The sequence below is a fragment of the Picosynechococcus sp. PCC 73109 genome, from assembly GCF_001521855.1.
Classification (GTDB): domain Bacteria; phylum Cyanobacteriota; class Cyanobacteriia; order Cyanobacteriales; family MRBY01; genus MRBY01.
Genome location: NZ_CP013998.1, coordinates 946,602 through 970,818 on the forward strand (window position 1 = coordinate 946,602; position 24,217 = coordinate 970,818).

Below are 24,217 nucleotides of genomic sequence, written 5' to 3' on the forward strand. Positions count from 1 at the left end.
CGCAATAACCTATAGCAAAGTTGTGGTCAGACTCGGCTGCATTTTACTCAACCAATAAAACTGGAACGGTGCCAGCACAAGTTGTTTTTCAAAAATTTCCGGTGCATTTTGACTGTATAAATCAATCAATAAATCCTGGTCATGGCAATCAAAAGGATGACAGGCTAAGTGACTGAGATCTAAATTTTGATAGTCCGGTGAAAAATTTCCAATGACTAAAATATGATCCCGTTTATTGGGACTAATGCGCACAAAACCAAATAGGTGCGGATTATCAATGGATAACAGTTGACGATTATTGAAATCAGCAAAGGCAGGAATTGCTTTACGTACCGCGATCATGTGTTGTAAAGCAGAAAAAATACGGTGTTCAATGGTGCCTTCAATGTGTCGTAGTTCTGCTTTTTTCCAATTAATTTTCGGTCGATGGGCCCAGCGGGTATCATTAGCTTTACTCAAATTTCCCACGTAGGAATAATCATTTAAAGTGCCGATTTCATCGCCATAATAAATCAGCGGAATGCCCCCAAAGGAAAAAATAATACTGTAGAGCAATAAAATATGTTTAATAATAATTGCTATTTTTTGATGATCATTGGCCTCAATAGCCGTTTCTAAGCCCATTAAAGACGTCAGAGTACCTGAAATACGGGCATCGTCATTTTTAGAATTTTGACCAAACAGTAAACCCCTCGCGTCGGTGCCTTCAAATTGGCCACAAAAATAGTCAATGAGAAACCGTCGGTGGGATTTTGGGTCATAGCCCGCCTGGGCAATATCTGCATCGGTAAACCCCAGGCCAATGTCATCATGGCAGCGGATATAATTGAGCCAGGTGGCGCGGTCCAGCTTTGCCGGAATATTTTTGAGTCCTTGGATTAAAAGTTTGGCATTCTTGGTGGCGGCGGCATCCCACAGGAGGGCCATGAGCGTGGCATTGTAGGCAATTTCACATTCCTTGGCGTTGATCGCATCTTCCCCGAAATACCGCACAATTTCTACGGGGGCAACGATCGCCTCGGCAATGAAAATGACCCCTGGGGCGGTAATTTGGCAGCAGTCTTTGAAGATCTGCAAAATCATGTGGGCTTCTTTTTCGTTTTGACTCTGGCTGCCGATCTTTTTCCATAGAAAAGCGACCGCATCGAGCCGCAGCACATCAACGCCTTGGTTGGCCCAAAAAAGAATAATATCGACCATTTCAATGAGCACCGCCGGGTTTTGATAATTAAGATCCCATTGGTAGTTATTAAAAACAGTCATCACCCATTTTTGTAATTCTTCATCCCAGGTAAAATTACCCGGAGCCGTTTCTGGAAAAATTTCTGGAAGATTTTTTTCAAACATGTCGGGAATATCCCGCGTGTCGAACATATAATAATATTTTTGATATTTTTTGTCCCCTTTACGTGCTTTTTGTGCCCATTCGTGTTCGTTTGAAGTGTGATTAATTACAATATCGAGGGCCAACAAAATTTCTTTTTGGCGAAAGATTTCTACGAGGTGTTGGAGATCCTGGAGGGTGCCAATTTTGGGGTTAATTTGTCGATAATTACTGATAGCATAGCCGCCGTCACTGGCATGGCGGGGACATTCTAAAATCGGCATAATGTGGATGAAATTAACCCCTAATTCGCTGAAATAGGCAACGCGATCGCCTAGGTCTTGGAGATCGTCGGCAAAGCCATCGGCATACAAAGTCATACCGACCCATTGGGATTCGAGAAACCAGTTAAAGTTTTTTTCCCGTACTAAATCGGTCTGCTTAAATTCTGGCGATCGCCCAATATATTGATAGGCCATTACTTCAACCAGTCTCAGCAGTTGGGCCTTAAAGTCTGAGCGGCGACCATAGAGTTTATAAAAGAGGGAAAAAAGACTGTAAAAGTTTGCTCCTAAACGAGTATAAAAATGACTTAATTCTTGTTCTTTAAGTTCGGGCCTTAATTGATCTAAAATCTCATTTAAAATCGAGTGAGAAAACTGTTCGTACATAGCCCGAAACCTAAAGTTTAGAAAATTGAACCGTATTTATAGTAAAGCAAAGGTGCTTGCAAAAAACCGTTTGCAGAAAATTAAATGAGTACTGGGTTAACTCCAAGCAATTATAACCGCCAGGCCTGAATAAAAGGTTGATAAAATCGGGGATCTTCACTTACCGCACCACGAATCCCCACAATAGCGCTGGCAAAGGCTTGCGCCCGTTCTATGGTTTGGGCAGATGGCCAATCATTCATAAGCCCCAATAAGCAAACACTACAAAAAGCATCCCCAGCTCCAACCGTATCAACAACAAGAGTATTTTTAGGAGGAGAAATCTGTTGGCGATCGCCTTGGGTATAGAGACTCGCACCGGCTTCTCCCGCTGTTAGGATAATATGCCGTAGCGAATTCTGATTCAATAAATGATCGATGGTAAGGTTAGTTGAGGAAAACTCAGGTGTTAATAACGTTAATTCTTCGGTATTTAATTTCACATATTGACTAGCAGCTAGGGCAGAAGCAATAGTTTCTAATGTCCACCAGGGTTGACGTAAATTCACATCAAAAAAAATCTGGTCTGCTCGTTGCTGTAGTGCCCTAAAACTGGCTTGAGAAACAGCATTTCTGAGGGCAAGACTGCCATGGTAAAGCCAAAATTCATCTTCTAATATGGGAAACTGTTGACTATCAACAAAATCATAGGCGCAGTCGGCGGTGATTTCATATTGGGGTTGACCCTTTTCCAGAATGACTTTAACGGTTCCGGTGGGGTGAATTTTATCTATTTGAAGACCAGCAAGGGTCATCTGCCAAGCCTGCATTTTGGTTTGAATTGCCGCCCCAAGATCATCGGTTCCAATCCGAGAAATTAACAAAGGATTGGCCCCAAACGCCTGTAGATGCCAGGCCACATTGAAGGGAGCGCCCCCCAGCTTTTTATCATTGTCGGGAAAAATATCCCATAATACTTCACCAAAAATTACAATATTTTTTGCCATAGTCAAACGTTTCCTTAGGTGGAATTAAGCCATTGTTGATATTCAGGAAAATAGTAAAAAATGCCCTCTAAAATTCCAGCACTATAATTGCCATTCATACCTAAACAATTACCCTGAGCAAAATAAAGTGAGGCTTGATCATGGGCATCTTGAAGTTTTTTTCTTAATTCTTGGGGAGCATTGGCCACAAGCACCGCAGGAATGGGACTGCTTAAAACTGCCTCATCATTGCCGCTATCCCCAGCAAAAATCGTTTGTGCTAAAGAAAATTTTTGGGTAGCCATCAAAAAAGAAATAGCTTGATATTTGTTGGCTTGGGAAGGCAAAATATCCAGGAGGCCAATGTTTTTTTCTTCATCAACGCTCCAGATTAAATGGGTGGAAAAATCATGTTTTTTTAAAAGTGTTTTGATTTCAATTAATAATTGTTGAGTATCTGCTTGAAGATCGACGTAATAACTCAGTTTATAGTGGCTTTGTTTGGCTGATTCCTGGGGTTGGAGAGCAGGGTGATTGGCAAGGCGGTGATAGATGGCGATCGCCCCCTGTTTTGGCCAGTCCGTCGCAAGGTGATCATCCCAGGTTTGCCAGCGGTGCCATTGGGAATTTTGCCAAGTATAAATACTGCTACCCACATCGGCGATCGCAAATTGGGGGTGAGGCAGTTGATAGTCTAAAATCGCTTGATCAATTAAAGCTAGATGGCGTCCCGTGACATAGGCTAAAGTTACCTGGGGCTGGGCAACAAATTGACGGAAATAAGCCCTTGCCTGGGGAGATTCTGGGGCGGCACCATTGGGAATCAAAGTGCGATCTAGATCAGTACATAACAGCAAGCGATCAGTCATGATTTTGTCCCGTCGCACGACACAATTCTAAGAAATTGTAGTGGGCTAAACCATCTAAAATGCCAGCCGCAAATTCTTTTTCAGAAAAATAAATTGGTTGAATATTGTTTAAATCTGAAAGCTCTTCCCGGTGGCGATTTTTAACCACCACAGACAAACTATTGCCTAACATCATGTCTTCATCGGCCCCGGAACCACCCACCGTTAGAATACGATTGAGGGGAATTTCCCATTGTTCTGCAAACCAGCGTAACCCGTAACCTTTTGAGGCACGAATTGGCACAACGTCGAGGTATTGACCAAAGGAAAACATGACATTTACGGTCTGATCATTTTTAAATAAAATGCGTTTTAATTCTTCAACACTAGGGGCGATCGCCGGATCGTAAAAATAGCTAATTTTAAAGGTGCTTTGGAATAATTTGGGTTGAAGCTCTAACCCAGGTAAATCCCCTAAAAGATCCACCACCCGTTGACGATTCCAAAGATAATTAATGTGATTCGACCAAGCTCGATCTGGCGTCAATTGGGGAGCATAGTAAATTTCTGTGCCGAGGCTCGTCATCAACACATCGGGTTGGGGAATATTGTGTTCCCGCAAAACCTTGAGGGCCGCATCCAAACGCCTTCCCGTCGCAATACAAAAGGCAATTTCCTTACGGTGCTGATTGAGCAAATCTACCAATGCTTGTAGGGCAAGCGGATCCCCCACCAAATTCTGATCAATGGTCGAAACAATCGCTCCCTGGTGATATAGGGCCGGGCGACGGGCGATCGCCAATTCCTGTCGGGACTCCGTGCGGTTCAAAATCGACTGCACCACTTCCATATACCGCTCCACATGGGACTGCCAAGTATATACCCGGCGCACATTGCGAATCCCCTGTTGCGAAAACGTTTGCCACCGTTGGGCGTCCCCTAAAATTTTGCTAATCTTCGCCGCAATATCCTGGGGTTCAAGGGGATTGACCAAGTAACCATTTTGACAATTTTTCAAAATATCCACTGGCCCCCCATCCTCAGTGGCCACAATGGGTAAACCGCTGGCCGCCGCCTCGATCAACGTTAAACCAAAGGGCTCCGTTAACGCTGGATTTACAAATACCCCTTGGGAAAGACTAGCCAGCCGATACAGTTCCCCAATTTCCTGGGCAGACAAAAATTTAGGATAGGCCACTTTGCCATATAGGTTATACCGATCAATCGCCCACAACAATTCCGTAAAGATCGCCTGGGCATTGCTGCTTAAATCCCGTGGATCGTCTCGCGTACCTGAAAAAACAATCAAATTAGCCTGCTGTTGCAACGATGGTGATGTCCCAAAAGCTCGGATTAGGCCCAGAATATTTTTGCGCTGATCCAAACGAGACAAGGCTAAAATCATCGGCTTACGGGGTTCCTGCAAAAACATCGCCAATTTCTGCCAAACTGAGCCCTGCCATTCATCACCCGTGGGGGGATAAAAACATTGCAGATCCGTCCCCGGTGGAATCACCCGCATATTTTCCGGATGGTAAAAATCGTACTGGGCATACTGACCCTGGATTTCCTGTTGGGTACTGGTAATCACCCTGGTCGCCGAGGCAAGGGTTTCTTCCTCCGCATTAATTCGCCGGGTTAAACGGTAACGACTCTCGATCAGTTCCCCTTTAACCCCACTGGCAAGCAAGCGCTTGCGTTTGCTGCGACCGAGGGAATGGCCTGTATGAAATAAAGGAATCCCCAGATGATTCGCTAGACGGATGCCCACATAACCGGCATCGGCGTAATGGCTGTGGATCAGATCCGGGAGTCTGGGTTGATGGTTGAGATAGGTTAAAGTATTGTCTGCGAAATTATCGAGGTAATCCCACAGTTCTTCTTTGGGAATATAGTCATCGATCCCGGCCGAGATGCGAATAATATTGGCTTTTTCGCTAATGGGTTCGCAAGACTGACCGTAATCGGCACTCACTTTTGGGTCAATGATCTGCTTGGTAATCAAATCGACCTGTTCAATGTCTGGGTGCTGGGCCAGGGCAGCCGCAAGTTCGATCACATATTTCGTTTGACCACCCGTATCAGCATCACGACCCAATTCTAAATTTTGACTGCGGATAAGACCGTGAATACTGATTAAAACGATGTATCGAGGAGATTGGGGACGCATCATCGTTGCTCTGGGGGCATACCCAATATCAACCGTCGCAAGGGGTTTGATTCTCGTTGAAAAATGAATCGCAAAACGCAACCAAAAGGTAACTGCTGTTGTGATGTTAGCGTACCCTTTAGCCCAGTAAGGATCCTTGAAAAATATCTTCATTAATCAAAAATTGGCCAAAGTAGGTCAATTTCTCTGGGCAATTTCCCTGGCTGAAGACCATAAAAAACTCCCCCCGAAAGGAGAGAGAATTTCATACAAATCTGTACCTAAAAATAGATGCTTATTTCGCCTTAGCTTGGTAACTGTTGAAGGTATTTTGTAGGAGCATCGCCACGGTCATGGGGCCAATGCCACCGGGGACGGGCGTAATCTGGGCGGCGACTTGGGCGGCCTCTGTGTAGGCGACATCTCCCACCAGGCGCGATTTCCCCGTTGCCGTATCGACGATACGATTGATGCCTACATCGATCACCACGGCACCGGGCTTGATCATGTCAGCGGTAATAAATTCGGGTCTGCCAATGGCGGCTACGAGAATATCTGCTTCCCTGGTCACCGCAGCGAGGTCTTGGGTGCGAGAATGGGCGATCGCCACCGTGGCATTTGCTTCTAAAAGCATCAGGGCAATCGGTTTTCCCACCAAAATACTCCGGCCCACCACCACGGCTTTTTTCCCTTCGAGGGGGATGTGATATTCCTTGAGCAATTCCATCACACCGTAGGGGGTACAACTGCGCAGGCCCGGTTCGGAGCGCACAAGATGGCCTAGGTTCAAGGGGTGCAGCCCATCGGCATCCTTTTCCGGAGCAATGGTCAACAGCAAACCCACAGCATCTAGGTGGGGCGGTAATGGTAATTGCACCAAAATCCCGTCAACTCGCTCATCTTGATTCAGGTCTTGGATCACAGCTTCGAGTTCGCTTTGGGTGGTATCGGCGGGAAAATGCTTACCAAAGGAGGCCATGCCAATCCGTTCACAGGCGCGTTCTTTGTTACGGACATAGGCAGCGCTAGCAGGATTATCCCCAACCATCAGCACTGCGAGACCGGGGGGACGACCCATTTTTGGGGTGAGGGCCGCGATTTGGGTTTTGAGGTTTGCTTGGATTTTTTGGGCAAAGCTTTTGCCGTCAAGGATTTGTGCCATGGATGTCGGGGATGCTGAGCATTTCGGTTGCCAAGTTTATCTTAGATCTGATGCTGAGGATAGGATCTAAGCGGTGCAAATTTAAGGGGTCGTGGGAGCATTTTTAGGGCGACGGCTGCGACTGCGTGGGGGTTGGAGGGCTTTTTTGATCAGGGTCGGAATTTCTTTAAGATTGCGGCCAAAGGCGAGTTTTTCCCGTTTAAAGGCGCTGTGCATTTCCGCAGGGGTGTAGGTGTCGCTAATGCAGTAGGAAAGTTGGTTAGCAATAATGGTTCCGGCATCGTAGCAACTGCGCTGGATAGGCGCGTGACTGCCACAGAGATAGGTAACGACGGGGGTTTGGATCTGGTCGCGGATCAGAGGAATCAGATCGATTTCTTCTTGGGAACCATAACGACCTAAAAGGGCGATCGCCTTGGTTTGGGGATCTTGATCGAGGTAGTGGAGCCACTGGGCAAAATGGGAACCCGGCAGATCGGCGTTGCCCACATCCACCACATAGGATTGGCCTAAACCCGCTTGATTGAGCAAAATTGCCACTTCCTGGGAGAGGCTACTAAACCGACTGAGAAGCGCAACCTCACCGGGTTGGAAATGATTAACGAAGCTTGTCCCTAGCCACAGTTGCCCCGGAATCACGAGTCCACTGCTCCCTGGCCCTAGGATCTGCACCTCTTCTTGTTGGGCTTGGCAGAGCAGGCGCACCATATCCAGGGGCGGCACTCCCGCAGAAACGATGATTAGTTGTTTAATCCCGGCGGCGATCGCCTCAAAGGCCGCATCCAAAACCTCAAAGGGTTCGACAAAGATCAAACTGGTGGTAATCTCGCCGACCTGGGCCTTGGCTTCCATGACCAAATCAAAAATGGGAATGCCATCAAGGGTCTCGCCACCGCCCCCAGCACTGACGCCCCCAATAATCTCGGTGCCATAGGCGACCATCCGGGGGAGATAATATTGGGCGAGGGGCGTATGGATCCCTTGAATTAGAATATTGTGATTTGTGTGCCAAGCCATTGCCGTTGTGTCTAAGTCCTGTGTGTGAGAAAAGTTGAAAGGCGTTTTAGGTTCCGGGTTTACTGAGGGCGATCGCCTGTTTGACGGCGGCCTCTAAATCTTCTTCCCAATGGCAACCAGGCGCGATCGCCGGGTCAAGGGAAGGTAAACAGCGCACAATAATGTGTTGGGACAACTCAGGCAGCTCTGGATCGGGGTCGGCATCCGGGGCGATCGCCAATTGGGGTAAACGTGCCGTTAAAGTTGCCAAAATGCGTTGGTTAATTTCTGCCTCTGCCACCAAGTTCAACAAAACCACCTTGATCTGCGGTAGTGCGGCCAATTGTTCAAGAATGATCTCGATCTGCTCATCTAGGTCATAGGGTGAAAACACTCGACCCTGGGCGCGGGGGCCAAGGAGCCAACAGCAGGCTGGATGACCCTTGAGATCATGGAGCATATCCCAAATCACCGCCGCTGCCCCCACCCCATAGCAAACAATGCCCACCGCGCCCCCCTGGACATCATGTTGCCAAGAGAGGGGGGCCGCCTCTGGGGTAAAGCTGAGTTGATTTTGGTGCTCGTAAAATAGGGCAATTTCAGGGTGCTTACGGAGGGCCGTATCGTGAACCGTGACCTTACCATCAAGGGCCATTAATTCCCCTGCTTGGTTAATGCCCAGGGGATTGATTTCCACCAATTCCAAGTCCTTGGCAAGGAGCAGATCGTACATTTTTTTGATGATGTCGCTCAAGGCAGGGACCAATGCGCCCCGGATGCCCATTTTGTTGAGGAGATGGCGCGCTTGGAACGGGGAGAAAAAGTCTTTGATCACCACTTGATGGAGGTTCGCCAAAAGCTGATCGATTTCCATGCCGCCGTGGGCCGACCCCAAAAGCACAGGCCGCTGCAATTCGTAGTCTAAAACCACCGCCAAGAAAATTTCCTGCTTGCGTTCGTAGTGGGCCTCGGCCAATAAAACATCAGGGTATTGTCCGGCGATCGCCAAATTAAAAATATTCCGCGCGGCGGCGATCGCATCGATGGTATTCTGCACCCGTTTAATGCCCCCAGCTTTACCCCGTCCCCCAGCCCGCACCTGGGACTTCAGCACAATGGGATAGGGAATTTGCAACTGTTTCAGTTCCCGGGGATCCGCAATAATCTGGGACGGCAACGTGGGTATCCCCACCTGTTCAAAAAGTTGTTTTGCTTGGTATTCGAGCAATTCCATTAGCGCAGAGGCAACCTCTATATTTCTCAACTCAAGCCTAACTTAAAACCTGAACCCTAGTCATCAAGGCCAGAGGTTCCAGTGCCGAGGCGCAACGATTAGGCTTTATCTTTTTTCACGTATTTGGGTAATTAGGCGAACAAGGGAAAAAAGTTAATTGCAGTTAAAGAAATGGTGTTTTTTAGATTAAGTTTTATCTGGGATCTCAACGGATTATTTAGGGTTGTTTGCACCCAATAAATTCTGAGCCATTCGCCCCCAGGACAAACAATAGATCGCGGCGGTCTAGCCGGGAAAATACGCATCTAGCTTTTGTTTTAGGCGGATTTGGGCTTCAAACAGATTTGGGTAAGCTTCCCCCCGGTGGGTACGGTGATCATAAAGGAGATTCTCGCCCGCAAAATGATCTGGATCGCAAACATAGCTGATTAGATTTAACCCCAAAGCTCGATTTTCAAAGATCAAGACCGGGAGCAAGGATGGGTCGGGCACGGCATAACCAAACCGGGCGATCGCCTTTTCTGCCACCGTAACCCCAATGATCGTTTCATCGCCCCAGAAAATCTCACTATCGGGAATCGTCAAAGCATAAAACCACAGGCGATCGAGGGCTTGCCAGTCCGTTGCCGTAGCCCGTTTGGTCAAATTTTCCCAGCGACTGGGGTCAGGTTTTAACAAGGTCGCAAAGGCTGCCACCAAACCATGACTCGGTTGATAGCCAGCGGCGGTACGGTGCAGTAACGCCTCAATGTAATACCCCCGGCGCTGTTCTCGACAAATGACCTTGAGGCTCCCCTGGGCATCCGCAATTTCCCACCAAAGTAGTTGCAGAGGCTCGCCGTAGGCTTGGGTACAAACCCGTTGGAGCTGGACTTCAGGATCTTGGCCCGTGGCGTGGGTCGTTGGGGACATGGACAAAAATTGGGTGGTGACAGAGCGAAATCTAGCTTAACCCCTAGGCCGATAAAAGAGAAAAGTCACCCCAGAGTTGAACCGTTGGGGTGACCGAACTGTAACGCCAAATCCTAACTAAATCATCAAAGTGCTATGAGCCAACGATGCCGCCATCTTTACGGGTGATGACCACAGTGCTATCCCGGGGCACCATCCCACTCCCCTGGGGAGCCGGGAAATTGGTGGTGGCTGGGTTGCCATCGCCTGGGTGCTGCACGTTAATAAACATCGTGCGACGCTCTGGGGTCACCGTAATCCCCGTTACTTCGCAATCAGTCACCCCAGTAAAGAGACGCCGAATTTCCTTGGTATTGGTATCCGCTACGAGCAGTTGGTCATTCAAGCCGTCCTTCTGGGCACCATCGGTTTGGATAAAGAGACGGCCATCGGGGTCAGCCCATAGTCCATCGGGAGAGGCAAAAGATTCTTCGGTGCCATGGGTATCTTGGGCGATCGCAAAAATATCCCAGGTGAAGGTTGTCCCCACGTGGCGATCGCTATCCTGCCAGCGAATAATGTGACCGTCGGGATTCGGTGCCAGGGGGTTCGCCGCATCAGCTTCCGTGCGACGGCTATTGTTAGTGAGGGCACAGTAAACGTTTTCCTCGGTGCCGACAGTGATCCATTCCGGACGATCCATCGGCGTTGCCCCAGCCGCATCTGCCGCTAAGCGAGTATACACAAGGATTTCAGCCTGGTCTTGGAATTTTCCTTGTAAGGCTGGGTTATCCATACTGAGGGGAAGCCATTCCCCAGAGCCATCATCGTTGAACTTGGCAACATACAACTGGCCTTCATCGAAGGGACTGATCCCCCGCGCCCGCATTGACTGCCAATTGTTTGCCGAAACGAACTTGTAAATGTAGTCAAAGCGTTCATCGTCACCCATGTAGCAGACCACACGACCGCCACGACCAACGACAATTTCTGCCCCTTCATGCTTAAAGCGACCGAGGGCTGTCCGCTTCACAGGGGTCTGGTTGGGATCCATCGGGTCAATTTCGACGACCCAACCGAAGCGGTTTTCTTCATTTTTGTAGGCCGCCTTGGATAGGTCAAACCGCTCGTCATAGCTTGCCCAACCATAGCGAGAACTGCTGGCGAGTCCATAGCGGGCCTGGGCTTCAGTGGGCGTCCATTCTCCGGTGGCCCCGAAGTAGGTGTTGAAGTTTTCCTCACAGGTGAGGTAAGTGCCCCAGGGAGTGTGACCATTAGAACAGTTATTGATCGTCCCTTTCGGCGCATTGCCCGCTGCCGTTTTTAGGAGGGGATGATTTGCTGCAGGGCCACTGAAGGCCATGGGGGTATTGGCATGAATCCGGCGGGCATAGTTACTGCGCACCACTTCCCAAACGCCACGATTATTTTTCTTAATTTCAACGACGGAGGCACCATGGGCATGTTGAGACAATCGCACATCCTCAAGGCTGGCGGGATCTGCTTTCCCCAGGACGTGTTCGTTGATGCCAAATTCATGGTTAATCGCCAACAAACCATGGTCATTGTTGTTGCCGAGGGGGAAAAACCACATCCCATCGTGGCCGATGCCGATCTGCTGGGCCTGTTCGTCGGCGGTGGGTCGGGTGTTGGGGTCGCCATTGTATTCGGGGCCACCGGGTTGGATGGGAGTGCCCCAGGGGATCAACACTTGGTATTGGTAGTCACTGGAAATACTGGGGACGGGGCCATTGCCTTGGGCTAGGGTTACAGCATTGAATCCCAACAGGGGACTGGTGCGCCGTTGGGCAACTTGGGTGGCGGCGGTGCTGGGTTTGAGGACGCTATTGCCGGCGATCGCTCCGATAAAACCAGCGGCGGAGAGCATCATGCTTTTTTGGAGCATACTCCGGCGGGAGAATCGCGCCTTGAAAATATCTTGGAAAGGACGATTATTTGAATAATTACTTCTGCCGTCGTCGTGAATCATGATTATAGGGTGCTTAGTTTACAGCGTCTCAAAGATGTTTTAAGGAAGAAATATTTTAATTTGCCCCTGATTTTGGTTTTGAATATTGAGTGTTTATCATAGAGAATTATGCCATTATTTTTTATGGCGAATCAATTCCTTAAATACACTTTTTTTATCCAAATATCCAAATGAATTTCCTTAAACAGAAAGTGGTTAGAGCCTTTTAATATTTTTTTAAACAAAGGCTTTAGCCGTGGTTAGAAAACATCTAATCAGTTAAATGGGCAGACATAGAGGATGCCGATTACAATTATCGCCATGGGAATTAAGTAGAAATTAAGAGTGACCAGTTAAAACTTTAAATTTTCTTTCAATCCGTTTAAGAAAGAAGCCGATCTATTGAATTTAAAATCGATAATTATGGTGCATTCAGGGGTTGCTCGTTTTGCAAACAGGCACCCGTCACTACCCCAAGGCGATCGCCCCGCTGCGGATTTTCCCTATAATGAGAGTTAACTTATGTAACAACGCCTGCTCATTTCCACCATGACTCAGCGCCTCCTCTACGTCCGCCTCCCTTGCAATCCCATCTTTCCCATTGGCGTGGTGTACCTAGCAGATCATGTCCATAAGCTCTTCCCAAACCTCGAACAAAAGATTTTCGACCTAGGGGCAGTACCGCCTCTGGATTACAAGAAAGCCCTTGATGACTGTATCGCCGCTTTTAAGCCGACGTTGCTGGTCTTTTCCTGGCGCGATATCCAAATCTATGCCCCCGTGGGCGGCCGGGGCGGCAACCCTCTACAAAACTCCTTTGAGATTTTCTACGCGAAGAATCCCTTCATCAAACTAAGGGGAGCTTTCGGGGGTCTTAAGGTGATGGCGGCCTATTATGGTGAACTGTGGCGCAACCTGGGACTCATTAAGCGCGGCCTCAAAAAAGCCCAACAGTATAATCCTGAAGCCCAGATAGTCGTTGGCGGCGGAGCAGTCAGCGTCTTCTACGAACAACTGAAAACTGCGTTGCCCCAAGGGGCGATCGTCTCCATCGGCGAAGGAGAGACCCTACTAGAACGCCTACTCCGGGGCCAAGACTTTAGCGATCAACGTTGCTATGTTGTGGGCCAAGCAGAGTTACGCCCCGGCATGATCCACGAAGAACCCACCCCCATTGAAAAAACCGCTTGCAATTACCAGTACATTGCTGAAATTTGGCCGGAGTTTGATTATTATCTCCAGGAAAATGATTTTTACATCGGTGTCCAGACGAAACGGGGCTGCCCCCACAACTGTTGCTATTGCATCTACACCGTCGTCGAAGGCAAGCAAGTCCGGGTCAATCCGGCGGCGGAAGTAGTCGCAGAAATGCGTCAACTCTATGATCGAGGGATTCGTAATTTTTGGTTTACCGATGCCCAGTTTATTCCGGCGAAAAAGTACATGGATGATGTGGTGGAGTTGCTCCAGGCGATCCGCGATTCGGGCATGGACGATATTCACTGGGCTTCCTATATCCGCGCTGATAATTTGACCCCAGAGATCTGCGATCTGATGGTAGAAACGGGGATGAATTATTTTGAAATTGGCATCACCAGCGGCTCCCAGGAACTCGTGCGGAAAATGCGCATGGGTTACAACCTGCGGCGGGTATTACAAAACTGCCGGGATCTCAAAGCGGCGGGCTTTAATGATGTGGTCTCGGTGAATTATTCGTTTAACGTTATTGATGAGACCTTTGATACGATCCGCCAAACCATCGCCTACCACCGGGAACTCGAAAAAATCTTCGGGGTCGATAAGGTAGAACCCGCCATTTTCTTTATTGGTCTCCAACCCCATACCCACCTCGAACAATATGCCTTTGATCAAGAGGTGCTAAAGCCGGACTATAACCCGATGAGTTTGATGCCCTGGACGGCGAAAAAACTTTTGTGGAACCCGGAACCTCTCGGTTCTTTCTTTGGGGAAGTGTGTCTCCAGGCGTGGCGACAAAACCCCAATGATTTTGGTCGGGAAGTGATGGCCATTCTAGAGGCTCGTTTGGGGCGATCGCCTTTGGAAGAAGCCCTAACGGCGAAAATTGTGTCCCAAAAGCCGACCCTGATCCCTGCTTAAATGTTTAATCTCGGTGGGTCATGGGTTCGGAATCTTCAGGACTGGGGGTCAGCATTTGCGTTTGGCCAAATCTTTAATAAGATTGTCGAAAAAGCCTATTTACCCCGTCTGTTTACGGAGGAAAAGATCGGTGTTGAAGTCTTGCCCTAATCTGTGTCCCCTATTGGCTGTTCTTGGGGGATTTGTGCTGCTTTCGCCTGGGGCGATCGCCCAAGAAGTTTTCACCTTTGAGCCGTTACCCCCTGTCCCCCCAGTGATTCCCCTCTGGGAAGAAGCCCCCGCCTCGGAACCTGTGTTTTACGATGGCCCTGCAACGACGGTGGCCCCTGGTCAAGAATATATTTTTGAGGCTCCGGCTCCCACCGCGTCCCCTCCGGCATTCGTTCCCCCAGCGCCGCGGTCAAGTGCCCGCTACCGGGTTGAAGTAGTCGGGTCTAGTCCCTTGATGTTGGCAACGGTGCGCCAGGTGGAACCAACTGCTTTTGTGAAAGGCGATCGCATCCAGGCTGGTTTATTTTCTGAGCGCGAAAATGCAGAAACGCTGCGGGCCAACCTCCAAGCCAGTGGCATTGCTGCCCAGATTACAGACATGGGTTCCGGGGATTCATTCGCTGCCAATAGCACCACAGCAGCCAACAGCCATGGGGGTTATTTTGTGGCGATTCCCAGCCGTGGCCAGGGCCAAGACATTCAAGACCAACTGCGGCGCATGGGCATTCAACAGGATCTGATCGAAGCAAAAAGCGCTCCCCGGGGGCCTCACATCGCCATCGGTCCTTTTGCTCAACGGGAAGAGGCAGAGTTGATGAATGTGCGGGTACGCCTCATGGATCTCGATGGTCGCCTGTATTTCCGCAACTAGCTTTCATCGGCTTTCCCTTACAATCGAAACGCACTTGATTTGTCGTTTTTTTTCAGAAAAACCATGGTCACAACAAACCAGCAAGCGATTCAGATTGAACGTCAACCCAGCCCGGAACGGTTAGCGGCACTGGGGGTCAAAACTTGGGGCATTTGGACGAAGGAAGTCTCCACCTTTCCCTGGTCTTACGACGAAGCGGAAACCTGCTATTTCCTTGAGGGGGAAGTAACTGTAACCCCAGAGGGAGGCACCCCGGTCACCATGGGTAAAGGAGATTTAGTGACCTTTGCGGCGGGCCTGACCTGTACCTGGGAGATTACCCAACCTGTGAAAAAGCGCTATTCCTTTGGGTAATCATTGAGGCGATCGCTCAGGGCAATCCATTGTAAAAGATCCACTTCTTCCCCCCTCGCCTGGGGACTAATGTCGAGATCTGCAAAAATGGGGTCGAGAATTTCTGGGTTATAAAGGCTTTTAAGGTTATTGCGCAGCATTTTGCGCTTGCTGGCAAAGCCCACCTTAATCAGGGTTGCGAGTAGTTTGGGGTTCTGGGCTGGCTGGGCGAGGGGCCGGGGCCGTAGGCGCACCACCACGGATTCGACCTTTGGTTTCGGGTAAAAGGCCTTCGGCGGGACGACACAAACCGTTTCACAATCGGCGAGATATTGCACCCGCAGAGTCAAGGCCCCAAAGGCTTTAGTACAAGGATGAGCCACCAGGCGATCGCCTACTTCCTTTTGAATCAGCAGCACAATCGACTCAAAGGGATTCGAGTTCGGTCGGTCAATGGTGCCCAGGAGCTTCTCCAAAATCGGCCCGGTGATGTTGTAGGGAATATTTGCCACCACCTTGCGGGGGTTCTGAAATTGGGGAAAATCCCCTAAAAATTCATTAATATCTGCCTGGAGATAGTCCGCTTCGAGGAGTAAAAAGTTCGGGCGATCGCCATAATTTTTGACCATGTACTTGCATAGATCCCGGTCAATTTCTACCGAGAGCAAGGCTTCTACTTGAGGCAATAAACGGCTGGTTAACGCCCCTTTCCCTGGGCCAATTTCCAAGACCCGGTCTGTCGGTTGCAGGTTTGCCGCCGCAACAATCTCATCTAAAATCCGTTGATCCGTCAGCCAATGTTGACCAAACCGTTTTCGGGGGCGCATCGTTTTGTCTCTCTCCATCCAGGGGCAGGGGTTTATTTTACAAGCATTTTCTACCCCTAAATTTTTTCCCCACTCAAGATAAACATCGGGTCTACCGCCGCAAACACCTGGCGCATTCCCTGGGTTTCTAAACGGTTAATTGCCGCCTGGACCACTTCCACATTCCGGGCCTGCAATTCCGAAAAACCTTCCGAAAGCTGATAAAGCTGCTCCAAGTTAGTCGCCATCGCCACCGCTCGGCCCCCTTGCCGTAAGCATTGCCAAGCCTCACTCAACAGAACTTTGATCGGTTTGCCACCCCCAAGACAAATCCGATCCGGCTTCGTGGCAATCTGGGCAAAACATTCCGGTGCATTCCCCTCAATCACCGTAATATTGTCGGTTTGAAAATGTGCACAATTGCGACGCACTAAATCCGCGACCTCCTCATCCCGTTCAACGGCGATCACCTGGGCTTGGGGGCATAAAAGGGCGATCTCAACGGAAATTGTCCCCGTCCCGGCCCCAATATCCCAGAGTACAGAATCCGCCTCCATCCGTAGGGCTGAGATAATCAAAAGCCGCGCTTCTCGTTTCGTCAGGGGAATGCCCGGTAAACGTTTAAATAGGTGATCCGGAATGCCAGGGGTCTGGTAATGCCAAGCCATAAGTGCTGCTAAAAAATAAAAACTATAGGGTTGCAAACGCATCCGTTGCGTTCAATAATTCCGTTTGAATCCCCGGTTCAAAGGCCGAGTGACCTGCCTCCGGGACAAGGACAAACTTTGCCTCTGGCCAGGCTTGATGGAGTTCCCAGGCACTGGTCATCGGACAAACCACATCATAGCGACCCTGGACAATGACTGCCGGTAAATGACGGATGCGATCAATGTTTTCGAGGAGTTGATTTTCCGTGGTAAAAAAACCTTTATTCACGAAGTAATGGCATTCAATCCGGGCAAAGGCTTCGGCAAATTCTGGGCGTGCAAAACTCACTTTACTGGCCGCCGAAGGAATTAACCGACTGGTGCTACCTTCCCACACAGACCAGGCTTGAGCTGCTTCTAGGCGAATGTGAGGATCGGGACTGGTTAAACGTTTGTAATAGGCACTGACGAGATCGTGACGTTCGTCAGGGGGAATCGGTTTGAGGTAACTTTCCCAGGCATCGGGGAAAATTTCGCTGGCCCCGTACTGATAGAACCACTGGATTTCTTTTTGACGGAGCATAAAAATTCCCCGCAGGATCAGACCAAGGCAACGGTCTGGGTGGGTTTGGCTATAGGCAAGGGCGAGGGTACTGCCCCAACTGCCGCCAAAGATAAACCATTGGTCAATGGCGAGATGGTCGCGGATTTTTTCGATATCTGCAACGAGATCCCAGGTGGTATTTTCCCGTAATTCTGCCCTGGGGGTACTCTGGCCTGCGCCCCGCTGGTCAAACAGGATAATGCGCCATTGTTGCGGATCAAAAAATTGGCGATAGATCGGGGGACAGCCCCCCCCAGGGCCACCGTGAATGAAGACGACGGGCTTGCCATCTGGATTGCCGGATTCTTCGTAATAGAGGGTGTGGAGCTCAGAAACAGGGAGTTTGTCGCTGTGGTAGGGCTGGAGAGGGGGATAGAGGTTGCGCATGGCCGAAGTGAAGGGGTGGGCGTAGTTGAATCGTGCCAGAAACAGCGGGCGATCGCCAATGGGTTGGCTGTCCTAGAGGGTGCTGGCGAGATAGTGACGGGTGACGTAATGGTTCACCATATCAATCAGTTTTTCACTGTGGATCGGCTTGGGGAGGTAATCTTGGAAACCATGTTTTTGAAGTTTTTGCCACTGGTCATCGCTGAGGCGATCGCCCGTCAAGAGGGTGGGAATTTGTTGGGTTTGGGGGGCCATTTTGAGGCTATCGATAATGTCTTCAATTTGAATTTTATGTTGGTGGGCATCGAGAATCACTAAAATCGGCTGGAGAGCACTAATCTGACGGCTGGCAATTTCGCTATCGATCAGCCAAATCACTTGGTAGTTCGTCGCCGTTAACAACTCACAAATCAGGGTCGCCATTTCTTCATCCTGGGAAACCAGCACAATGGTGCCGCCTTGGTTACCGCCCACACTCCCCTTACCCACGGGGTGAAGATTGCGGGGCACTTGGTTGGGGATGCGGACGGTGAAGATGGAGCCTTTTTTTGGGGTGGAGGTGACGTGGATTTGTCCCTGGTGAATTTCGACGAGCTGTTTGACGAGGGCTAAACCAAACCCTGCCCCATCGTAGCGACGACTCATGGAAGGTTCGAGTTGCTGGAACTGCTCAAACAGGAGGGGAATTTGCTGGGGAGGGATGCCAATGCCCGTGTCTTTGACCTGGAAGCTGACATCTTTTTGTTTTTCGCGCCAAATGCTGAAGGTGACTTCGCCACCGTGGGAGGTAAATTTAATCGCATTGGACAGGAGGTGACTGAGGATTTTTTCCAGGCGAATTGGGTCGGCGTAAAAGGAATCTTGTTCTGGTTCTAGTTGATTGATGAATTTAAGGTTGATCCCCTGGCGATCGCCTAATTCTTGGAACCCATTGAGGACGCGATAACACAATTGTTTGAGGGAAAATTTCTGTAAATCCAACACGGAACGGGCCGCTTCTGTTTGGGAAAAATCAAGAATATCCTGGAGCAAATTGCGCAGGCGAGTGCCGCTTTCATGGATGGTTTGGAGATAGACGCGCTGTTTTTCGGGGGAGAGCTTTTTCGGATTGTCGTCGGCTGTCCAATAGCTGAGGGTATTCGAGAGGCCAATGATCGACGTGAGCGGGGTCAAAAGCTCGTGGCTCATGATGTGGATAAATTCTTTTTTCGATTGGCTGGCCACTTGGGCAGAAAGGAGGGCATCTTCTAGTTCCCGGGCGCGGCGTTGGGCGAGGGTTTCAAGGCTGGTTTTTTGTTCTTGCAATTGCTGGTAAGAACGGGCTTGGAGGATGGCGATCGCCAAATATTCCGCCACGTGGGTCAGGAAAGTAATTTCATTTTTGCGCCAACGGCGGGGGCCATGGCATTGGTGGGCGATGAGTAAACCCCAGAGGCGCTGCTCGACGATGAGGGGCACTACCAACTTCGCCTTGACCTGCATCCCTTGGAGTTGTTGTTTAAAACAGGGACTGAGGTTTGGTTGGGTCTCGATGTCATTTACCGCCAAGTGCTTCCCATTCAGATAGGCATCTTTGATCAGTTGATTATTCGTCAGGCATTCATCTTGGTCAAAATGCAGGAGGGAAGTAACTTTGTCTGAGGACACCACTTCAAAGGTGACCCGATTGACGAATTTCTCTGGCTTCGCCGTCGGTAAATCGAGCTGATAAACCAGCAGCCGATCAACCCGTAAGAGGCGCTGGGCTTGTTCGAGGGCCATGCGTACCGTCACCATCAGGTCTTGGTTTTGGTAGATGCGGTGGGTGACATTATTGAGGATCTTTTCCTGCTCTAGGCGCTGGCTCAGCAACATATTCAGGGGTTGGTTTGGCACCACTGCCTCGTCAGATGCAGTTTCTTGAATGGACGGCGATCGCACAATCTCCAAGAGGCCCACCATCAGATCCGGCGGAATCGCAGAGCGTTGGGGCAAAATCTTTTTTCGCAGGGCCTTCAATTGGGGAAAGTCCACATGACTACCGAGGAGGGTCGCAATCAGGGGGGCGATCGCCTGGGGATCGAACACCATAGAAATTTCATACTGTTCCCCTGGGGCTGACGGCGTATCCGGAGTAACTGCGGCGGGATCAATAGCCTTCGCCCACAGCAGAGCCGTAAAATCCGTTTCGATGAGGAGGTGAAAAACGTCGTAGTCGAGGGCCAACCCTGCCTCTTGTAACTGGGCACCACTGATGTATAGGCGATCCTGGGGGTCGATGCCAATGCCAAACCGCCGCCAAAGATGACACAACTGTTGCAGCACATTCCAGGGGGCAGTCCAAGCAATATCGGGGGTAATGGCGTTAAGAATCATGAATTACGTCAAGAGACCAATCAGACAGACCTCGTTGCTGTCTAGCATGGCCCTAATTTTTGGCGGGAGCTTTAGATCTAAGCTTTTCTAAAGAAAGTTTATGGCAAGCTGAGGGGTTGCTGAAAGAATCTTCTTGTCTTGAAACGAAACGTGTCAAGGGCAGAGGATGATCAAGCCTGACTTGGCGACAGGTATTTTTTCGGTAGGATGATATCATACAAGGCTTTTGCCTTCCTTTCGCGCTCCTATTGTAGGTTTCGCCGATGTTCTATAGTTTTCAAAACCGCATCTCTGTCCCAGGGATTCCCCCATTGGCCCTGGGTTTCGCCTCTAGATCTTGTTTGGGTCTGGTGGGCTTAGTTGGACTATTAAGCTTGACGCTCCCCCAGGCGATCGCCCAAGCACCGCCCCAACTGACCTGTGATTATGCCGAGCCTCCCCAAGACCCAGCGATCACCCCAGAAATGTCTTGTATGCTCCGTTTTGATGCCATTGAAATTAATGGTCTAGAACCCTTAAGTTCCGGTCAACCCCCCAGCCGCTATTCCTGGTTTATGCGCCAGGCCGAAGATCGCACCGAATTGCTAATTCCTTTGTTATTTAGGCAAAGTCCCACCCCCAGCACTTTGGATCTTTTGGTACTTGGTCAAAATGATGTGGCGGTGGCTCCTCTATTTAATCTGCGTATTTCCCAACAGGATTGGCAACGGAACCCCAATATCAAACAGTGGGCCAGTTATTATCCCGAAGTAGATGTCCTCCTGAACCTCAGTCAGCCTGTGGCGAGTAACGAAGCTACAACATCGCCAGCATCGCCAACCCCAGAGACAATCACGCCACCCCCAAGCCTAGATACGACCCCAACCCCAAGCGAAGGGTTAGTTCCCGATGCGGGGATTCCTGCTTTACCTAGCATTCCTACCCTACCAGACGTGGAAAATGTGAGCCCCCCAGCAACCACAGCACCATAAAAAAGTTCCCATGACCCTTGGAAAAGCCATAGGAAACTATTTTTTATTTCTAAGTTACTAATCAGGCAACATTCAAGGTTTGGGGCCTAGGCTGAAGCTGAAACTTCTGGCTTAACGGCTTGGTTCAAAAGTTCCTGGAGTTCATCGCCTTCAATGACCTCTGTATCGAGGATTTTTTGGGAGATGGTTTCGAGTAAATTTCGGTTGGCCCGCAAAATGGCGATCGCCTGATCATGGGCAGTCTCGACAATTTCTTTCACTTCTGCATCGATGGCCTGGGCTGTCTCATCGCTGACCATGCGCCGGGGATTCATCATACTTTCACCGAGGAAATTATTTTGAGAACCCCGTTCATAGGCAAGGGGGCCGAGGACTTTGCTCATGCCGTAGGTGGTGACCATCCGTTCGGCGAGATCCGTGGCCCGTTGCAGATCGTTGGCGGCACCTGTGGTGATCGAACCAAAAACAATTTCTTCTGCGGAACGGCCTCCGAGTAGGGTGGCAATCTGGTCACGCATTTCCCGCTCATCCATCAAGAAACGGTCTTCTGTAGGCATTTGTAGGGTATAACCTAAGGCTGCCATTCCACGCGGCACAATGGAAATCTTGGCAACTCGGCCTCCCCCAGGCAACAAAGCACCAACAAGGGCATGACCGACTTCATGATAGGCGACAATTTTCTTTTCTTTGTCCGACAAAACCCGGCTTTTTTTCTCCAGGCCAGCGACAACCCGCTCAATTGCTTCCGAAAAATCCGCTTGAGTCACCTTATCGCGCTTATTACGAGCCGCTAGCAAAGCTGCTTCGTTAACAAGGTTCGCCAAGTCAGCCCCCGCAAATCCAGGGGTGCGAGTCGCAATTTCTTTTAAATTGACTTCGTTGTCGAGTTGAACTTTATTGGCGTAGATTTCGAGGATCTTTAGACGTCCGCCAAGATCCGGGCGATCCACTAAGACTTGACGGTCAAACCGTCCTGGGCGGAGCAGGGCAGGATCAAGGGTTTCGGGGCGGTTCGTTGCAGCTAGGACAATCACGGTGGCATCGCCCGCCGAAAAACCGTCCATTTCGGTTAAAAGCTGGTTGAGGGTTTGCTCCCGTTCGTCATTGCCCCCCATCATGCCGCCACTGGCCCGGGATTTGCCGATGGCATCTAATTCATCGATAAAGATAATACAAGGGGCTTTTTTCTTGGCTTGTTCAAAGAGATCCCGTACCCGGGCGGCACCGGCACCGACAAAGAGTTCAACAAATTCCGAACCCGAAATACTAAAGAAAGGCACGCCAGCTTCGCCAGCAACGGCCTTCGCCATGAGGGTTTTTCCGGTTCCCGGAGGGCCAACCAGTAATACCCCTTTGGGAATTTTGGCACCGATCGCCGTGTAGCGTTGGGGGGTTTTTAGAAATTCAACAATTTCTGTGAGTTCGGTTTTGGCTTCCTCGACACCAGCTACGTCATCAAAGGTGATTTTTGTGGCTTCTTCCTCAACGTAGACTTTTGCTTTGCTACGGGTAAAGAAGAGTGCTCCCCCTGCCCCACCGGCACCACCAGCACTGCGCCCAATGAAAAATTGCCAGATTAAGACAAAAATAATCGGCGGGATCACCCAACCCAAGATATTGCCAAAGAAATTATTTTTTGGGGGAGGTGCGGCAAATTCAACGCCACTGGCTTCGAGACGCTTGGGCAAATCTAGGTCAAAAATGGGGGTGGTGCGGAGGATTGTGCCCTGTTGTTCTTCGCCTTCGGCTTTGAGTTGGTAACGGATTTCGCGATCGCCAACGGAAGCGCGGGCCACCTGACCATCTTCTACCTGATTGATGAAGAGACTGTAGGGCACCTGGGGGGTCGGATTACCAAACAAATTGGGGAAAAAGGCATTCACCAGGAAAAAAAGTCCCGTCAGCCACAACAAAATGGAGCCAATTTGCCTCGTCCGAGAGGGGGGTTTATCTTTGATGCTCATAGCAATGTTTTCCGCAGAAAGCTTTGTATTCCCCCATTGTAAAGATCGTCACATTTTTGATACAACGCGGTTAACCGAAATCAACGGTTCGGCTTCAGACGGGATCATTTGTGTTAGTGGGCTAGGGCTTGGCCAAGGTATTTAGTCGCTTTAGGGGCGATCGCCAAGGCATCTGTTACGCGCTACTTTCTTCTTTTTTATGCAAAAGAAAACGGTAGACCGGTTCGCCTTTGTTAGCCGTGGCGACTTCCCGCTCCGTCGGCACTGGAAAAATATTCTCCTTCAGCCAAAACGAATCATGGGTGAGGACAAATTTTTCATGCTCCAGAAATTTTTCTCTCATTTCTAAAGCAACTTCTTCAACATCCGATTGACAAAACAAAACCAGCTTTTGGGGTGTATGTTTCGCCAGAATGTCAACTAAATCTGGTTGCACAACCCGGCGTTTGTGGTGCTTTTTCTTAAACCAAGGATCAGGAAATTGAATCGTGATCCAAGTCAAAGTTTCCGTCGGCAAGGAGTCCAACAGCACCCGGAGAGAAGTATTAATATTCGCAAAAACGTAGTGAAGATTGTTTAGCCCCAGTTGATCCCGGATTTCGTTGGCATCGTCCACGAGGGGTTCGCGAATTTCTACCCCAACAAAATTACGCTCTGGAAACCGTTGGGCCATCTCTAAAATAAACCGCCCCCGCGCACAGCCAATATCAAGGTGCAAAGGGGCCGTTAGATCAGCAAAAAGCTCTGACCAATCTGGCATCTGAAACACCTGTTGATACTTATCGGTTAAGGGATTGACATGCTGTCGAACGCGCGATCGCCCCACGAACTCACTCCTTAAAAATGTCCAACGAAAAAATTTGCCATCCCATTGTGCCACGTCCCCCACGCTAAACTTGGATATGCTTAAATGAAAAAGAGCAAAAACCCTTTGCCCTTCGTGAACCCCTCAACTTTTCGG

The 24,217-nt window shown here is 49.6% G+C and carries 19 protein-coding genes; 4 read left to right on the forward strand and 15 right to left on the reverse strand.

Annotated elements, in window-relative coordinates; genetic code table 11:
• Nucleotides 1-9: 9 nt before the first annotated feature.
• From AWQ23_RS04585 to AWQ23_RS04625, 9 genes are all read right to left on the reverse strand, one after another.
• On the reverse strand, nt 10-1,803 hold the full coding sequence (locus AWQ23_RS04585; protein ID WP_232308961.1) for an alpha-amylase family glycosyl hydrolase: 1,794 nt from the start codon (nt 1,801-1,803) through the stop codon (nt 10-12).
• Nucleotides 1,804-2,105: 302 nt separating this feature from the next.
• Nucleotides 2,106-2,981 carry a carbohydrate kinase gene (locus AWQ23_RS04590; protein WP_062433012.1) on the reverse strand — a complete coding sequence of 292 codons (876 nt, stop codon included), beginning with the start codon at nt 2,979-2,981 and terminating at the stop codon, nt 2,106-2,108.
• 14 nt (nt 2,982-2,995) lie between these two features.
• Nucleotides 2,996-3,829, reverse strand: coding sequence for an HAD-IIB family hydrolase (locus tag AWQ23_RS04595; RefSeq protein WP_062433015.1), 834 nt, complete (start codon nt 3,827-3,829; stop codon nt 2,996-2,998).
• Nucleotides 3,822-5,981, reverse strand: a complete 2,160-nt coding sequence (locus tag AWQ23_RS04600) for an HAD family hydrolase (RefSeq protein ID WP_062436510.1) — start codon at nt 5,979-5,981, stop codon at nt 3,822-3,824. The genes AWQ23_RS04595 and AWQ23_RS04600 overlap by 8 nt, the downstream gene beginning before the upstream one ends.
• A gap of 271 nt (nt 5,982-6,252) precedes the next feature.
• A complete protein-coding gene (gene folD, locus AWQ23_RS04605; RefSeq protein ID WP_012306517.1) occupies nt 6,253-7,119 on the reverse strand; it encodes a bifunctional methylenetetrahydrofolate dehydrogenase/methenyltetrahydrofolate cyclohydrolase FolD in 867 nt (288 codons plus the stop codon).
• Nucleotides 7,120-7,200: 81 nt separating this feature from the next.
• Entirely contained in the window at nt 7,201-8,136 is a 936-nt protein-coding gene (locus AWQ23_RS04610; RefSeq protein WP_062433018.1) for a succinyl-CoA synthetase subunit alpha, read from the reverse strand.
• Between the two features lie 46 nt (nt 8,137-8,182).
• Complete coding sequence (locus AWQ23_RS04615) at nt 8,183-9,349, reverse strand: ATP-grasp domain-containing protein (protein ID WP_062433020.1); 1,167 nt, start codon at nt 9,347-9,349, stop codon at nt 8,183-8,185.
• A gap of 285 nt (nt 9,350-9,634) precedes the next feature.
• Entirely contained in the window at nt 9,635-10,261 is a 627-nt protein-coding gene (locus AWQ23_RS04620) for a hypothetical protein (RefSeq protein WP_062433023.1), read from the reverse strand.
• Nucleotides 10,262-10,394: 133 nt separating this feature from the next.
• Complete coding sequence (locus AWQ23_RS04625; protein ID WP_062433026.1) at nt 10,395-12,230, reverse strand: PhoX family phosphatase; 1,836 nt, start codon at nt 12,228-12,230, stop codon at nt 10,395-10,397.
• A 528-nt stretch (nt 12,231-12,758) separates the two neighbouring features.
• On the opposite strand from AWQ23_RS04625, the gene AWQ23_RS04630 reads away from it, so the two are divergent.
• The 3 genes from AWQ23_RS04630 to AWQ23_RS04640 all read left to right on the forward strand — a co-directional run bounded on the left by AWQ23_RS04630 (nt 12,759) and on the right by AWQ23_RS04640 (nt 15,543).
• Nucleotides 12,759-14,327 carry a photosystem II high light acclimation radical SAM protein gene (locus AWQ23_RS04630; RefSeq protein WP_062433029.1) on the forward strand — a complete coding sequence of 523 codons (1,569 nt, stop codon included), beginning with the start codon at nt 12,759-12,761 and terminating at the stop codon, nt 14,325-14,327.
• Between the two features lie 130 nt (nt 14,328-14,457).
• Nucleotides 14,458-15,189, forward strand: a complete 732-nt coding sequence (locus tag AWQ23_RS04635; protein WP_157072192.1) for an SPOR domain-containing protein — start codon at nt 14,458-14,460, stop codon at nt 15,187-15,189.
• A gap of 63 nt (nt 15,190-15,252) precedes the next feature.
• A complete protein-coding gene (locus AWQ23_RS04640; RefSeq protein WP_062433043.1) occupies nt 15,253-15,543 on the forward strand; it encodes a cupin domain-containing protein in 291 nt (96 codons plus the stop codon).
• Here AWQ23_RS04640 and rsmA read toward each other — a convergent pair.
• The 4 genes from rsmA to AWQ23_RS04660 form a co-directional block, all read right to left on the reverse strand.
• Complete coding sequence (gene rsmA, locus AWQ23_RS04645; RefSeq protein ID WP_083500743.1) at nt 15,528-16,349, reverse strand: 16S rRNA (adenine(1518)-N(6)/adenine(1519)-N(6))-dimethyltransferase RsmA; 822 nt, start codon at nt 16,347-16,349, stop codon at nt 15,528-15,530. The two genes, AWQ23_RS04640 and rsmA, sit on opposite strands and share 16 nt — an antisense overlap.
• Before the next feature lie 56 nt (nt 16,350-16,405).
• Nucleotides 16,406-16,996 carry a precorrin-6Y C5,15-methyltransferase subunit CbiT gene (gene cbiT, locus AWQ23_RS04650; RefSeq protein ID WP_012306526.1) on the reverse strand — a complete coding sequence of 197 codons (591 nt, stop codon included), beginning with the start codon at nt 16,994-16,996 and terminating at the stop codon, nt 16,406-16,408.
• A gap of 22 nt (nt 16,997-17,018) precedes the next feature.
• Nucleotides 17,019-17,966, reverse strand: coding sequence for a prolyl aminopeptidase (gene pip, locus AWQ23_RS04655; protein ID WP_062433049.1), 948 nt, complete (start codon nt 17,964-17,966; stop codon nt 17,019-17,021).
• 72 nt (nt 17,967-18,038) lie between these two features.
• Nucleotides 18,039-20,321, reverse strand: a complete 2,283-nt coding sequence (locus tag AWQ23_RS04660; protein ID WP_062433052.1) for an ATP-binding protein — start codon at nt 20,319-20,321, stop codon at nt 18,039-18,041.
• Nucleotides 20,322-20,584: 263 nt separating this feature from the next.
• Between AWQ23_RS04660 and AWQ23_RS04665 the strand changes: the two genes are divergently transcribed.
• Nucleotides 20,585-21,292 (forward strand): hypothetical protein, encoded by a 708-nt coding sequence (locus tag AWQ23_RS04665; RefSeq protein WP_062433054.1) that lies wholly within the window; start codon nt 20,585-20,587, stop codon nt 21,290-21,292.
• Between the two features lie 86 nt (nt 21,293-21,378).
• Here the strand turns inward: AWQ23_RS04665 and ftsH4 are convergent, their stop codons facing one another.
• Both ftsH4 and trmB read right to left on the reverse strand, forming a co-directional pair.
• Nucleotides 21,379-23,256: an ATP-dependent zinc metalloprotease FtsH4 gene (gene ftsH4 / locus AWQ23_RS04670; protein ID WP_062433056.1), complete on the reverse strand. Its 1,878-nt coding sequence runs from the start codon at nt 23,254-23,256 to the stop codon at nt 21,379-21,381.
• A 175-nt stretch (nt 23,257-23,431) separates the two neighbouring features.
• On the reverse strand, nt 23,432-24,082 hold the full coding sequence (trmB, locus tag AWQ23_RS04675) for a tRNA (guanosine(46)-N7)-methyltransferase TrmB (RefSeq protein ID WP_062433059.1): 651 nt from the start codon (nt 24,080-24,082) through the stop codon (nt 23,432-23,434).
• Nucleotides 24,083-24,217: the final 135 nt, after the last annotated feature.

What these genes read in the sequence shown, in the direction of transcription:
- AWQ23_RS04625 (WP_062433026.1), bottom strand. Translation starts at nt 12,230, where the DNA reads ATGATTCACGACGACGGCAGAAGTAATTATTCAAATAATCGTCCTTTC.
- ftsH4 (WP_062433056.1), bottom strand. Translation starts at nt 23,256, where the DNA reads ATGAGCATCAAAGATAAACCCCCCTCTCGGACGAGGCAAATTGGCTCC.
- AWQ23_RS04615 (WP_062433020.1), bottom strand. Translation starts at nt 9,349, where the DNA reads ATGGAATTGCTCGAATACCAAGCAAAACAACTTTTTGAACAGGTGGGG.
- AWQ23_RS04665 (WP_062433054.1), top strand. Translation starts at nt 20,585, where the DNA reads ATGTTCTATAGTTTTCAAAACCGCATCTCTGTCCCAGGGATTCCCCCA.
- AWQ23_RS04630 (WP_062433029.1), top strand. Translation starts at nt 12,759, where the DNA reads ATGACTCAGCGCCTCCTCTACGTCCGCCTCCCTTGCAATCCCATCTTT.
- pip (WP_062433049.1), bottom strand. Translation starts at nt 17,966, where the DNA reads ATGCGCAACCTCTATCCCCCTCTCCAGCCCTACCACAGCGACAAACTC.
- rsmA (WP_083500743.1), bottom strand. Translation starts at nt 16,349, where the DNA reads ATGCGCCCCCGAAAACGGTTTGGTCAACATTGGCTGACGGATCAACGG.
- cbiT (WP_012306526.1), bottom strand. Translation starts at nt 16,996, where the DNA reads ATGGCTTGGCATTACCAGACCCCTGGCATTCCGGATCACCTATTTAAA.
- AWQ23_RS04590 (WP_062433012.1), bottom strand. Translation starts at nt 2,981, where the DNA reads ATGGCAAAAAATATTGTAATTTTTGGTGAAGTATTATGGGATATTTTT.
- AWQ23_RS04640 (WP_062433043.1), top strand. Translation starts at nt 15,253, where the DNA reads ATGGTCACAACAAACCAGCAAGCGATTCAGATTGAACGTCAACCCAGC.
- AWQ23_RS04660 (WP_062433052.1), bottom strand. Translation starts at nt 20,321, where the DNA reads ATGATTCTTAACGCCATTACCCCCGATATTGCTTGGACTGCCCCCTGG.
- folD (WP_012306517.1), bottom strand. Translation starts at nt 7,119, where the DNA reads ATGGCACAAATCCTTGACGGCAAAAGCTTTGCCCAAAAAATCCAAGCA.
- AWQ23_RS04610 (WP_062433018.1), bottom strand. Translation starts at nt 8,136, where the DNA reads ATGGCTTGGCACACAAATCACAATATTCTAATTCAAGGGATCCATACG.
- AWQ23_RS04585 (WP_232308961.1), bottom strand. Translation starts at nt 1,803, where the DNA reads ATGGCCTATCAATATATTGGGCGATCGCCAGAATTTAAGCAGACCGAT.
- AWQ23_RS04595 (WP_062433015.1), bottom strand. Translation starts at nt 3,829, where the DNA reads ATGACTGATCGCTTGCTGTTATGTACTGATCTAGATCGCACTTTGATT.
- AWQ23_RS04620 (WP_062433023.1), bottom strand. Translation starts at nt 10,261, where the DNA reads ATGTCCCCAACGACCCACGCCACGGGCCAAGATCCTGAAGTCCAGCTC.
- AWQ23_RS04600 (WP_062436510.1), bottom strand. Translation starts at nt 5,981, where the DNA reads ATGATGCGTCCCCAATCTCCTCGATACATCGTTTTAATCAGTATTCAC.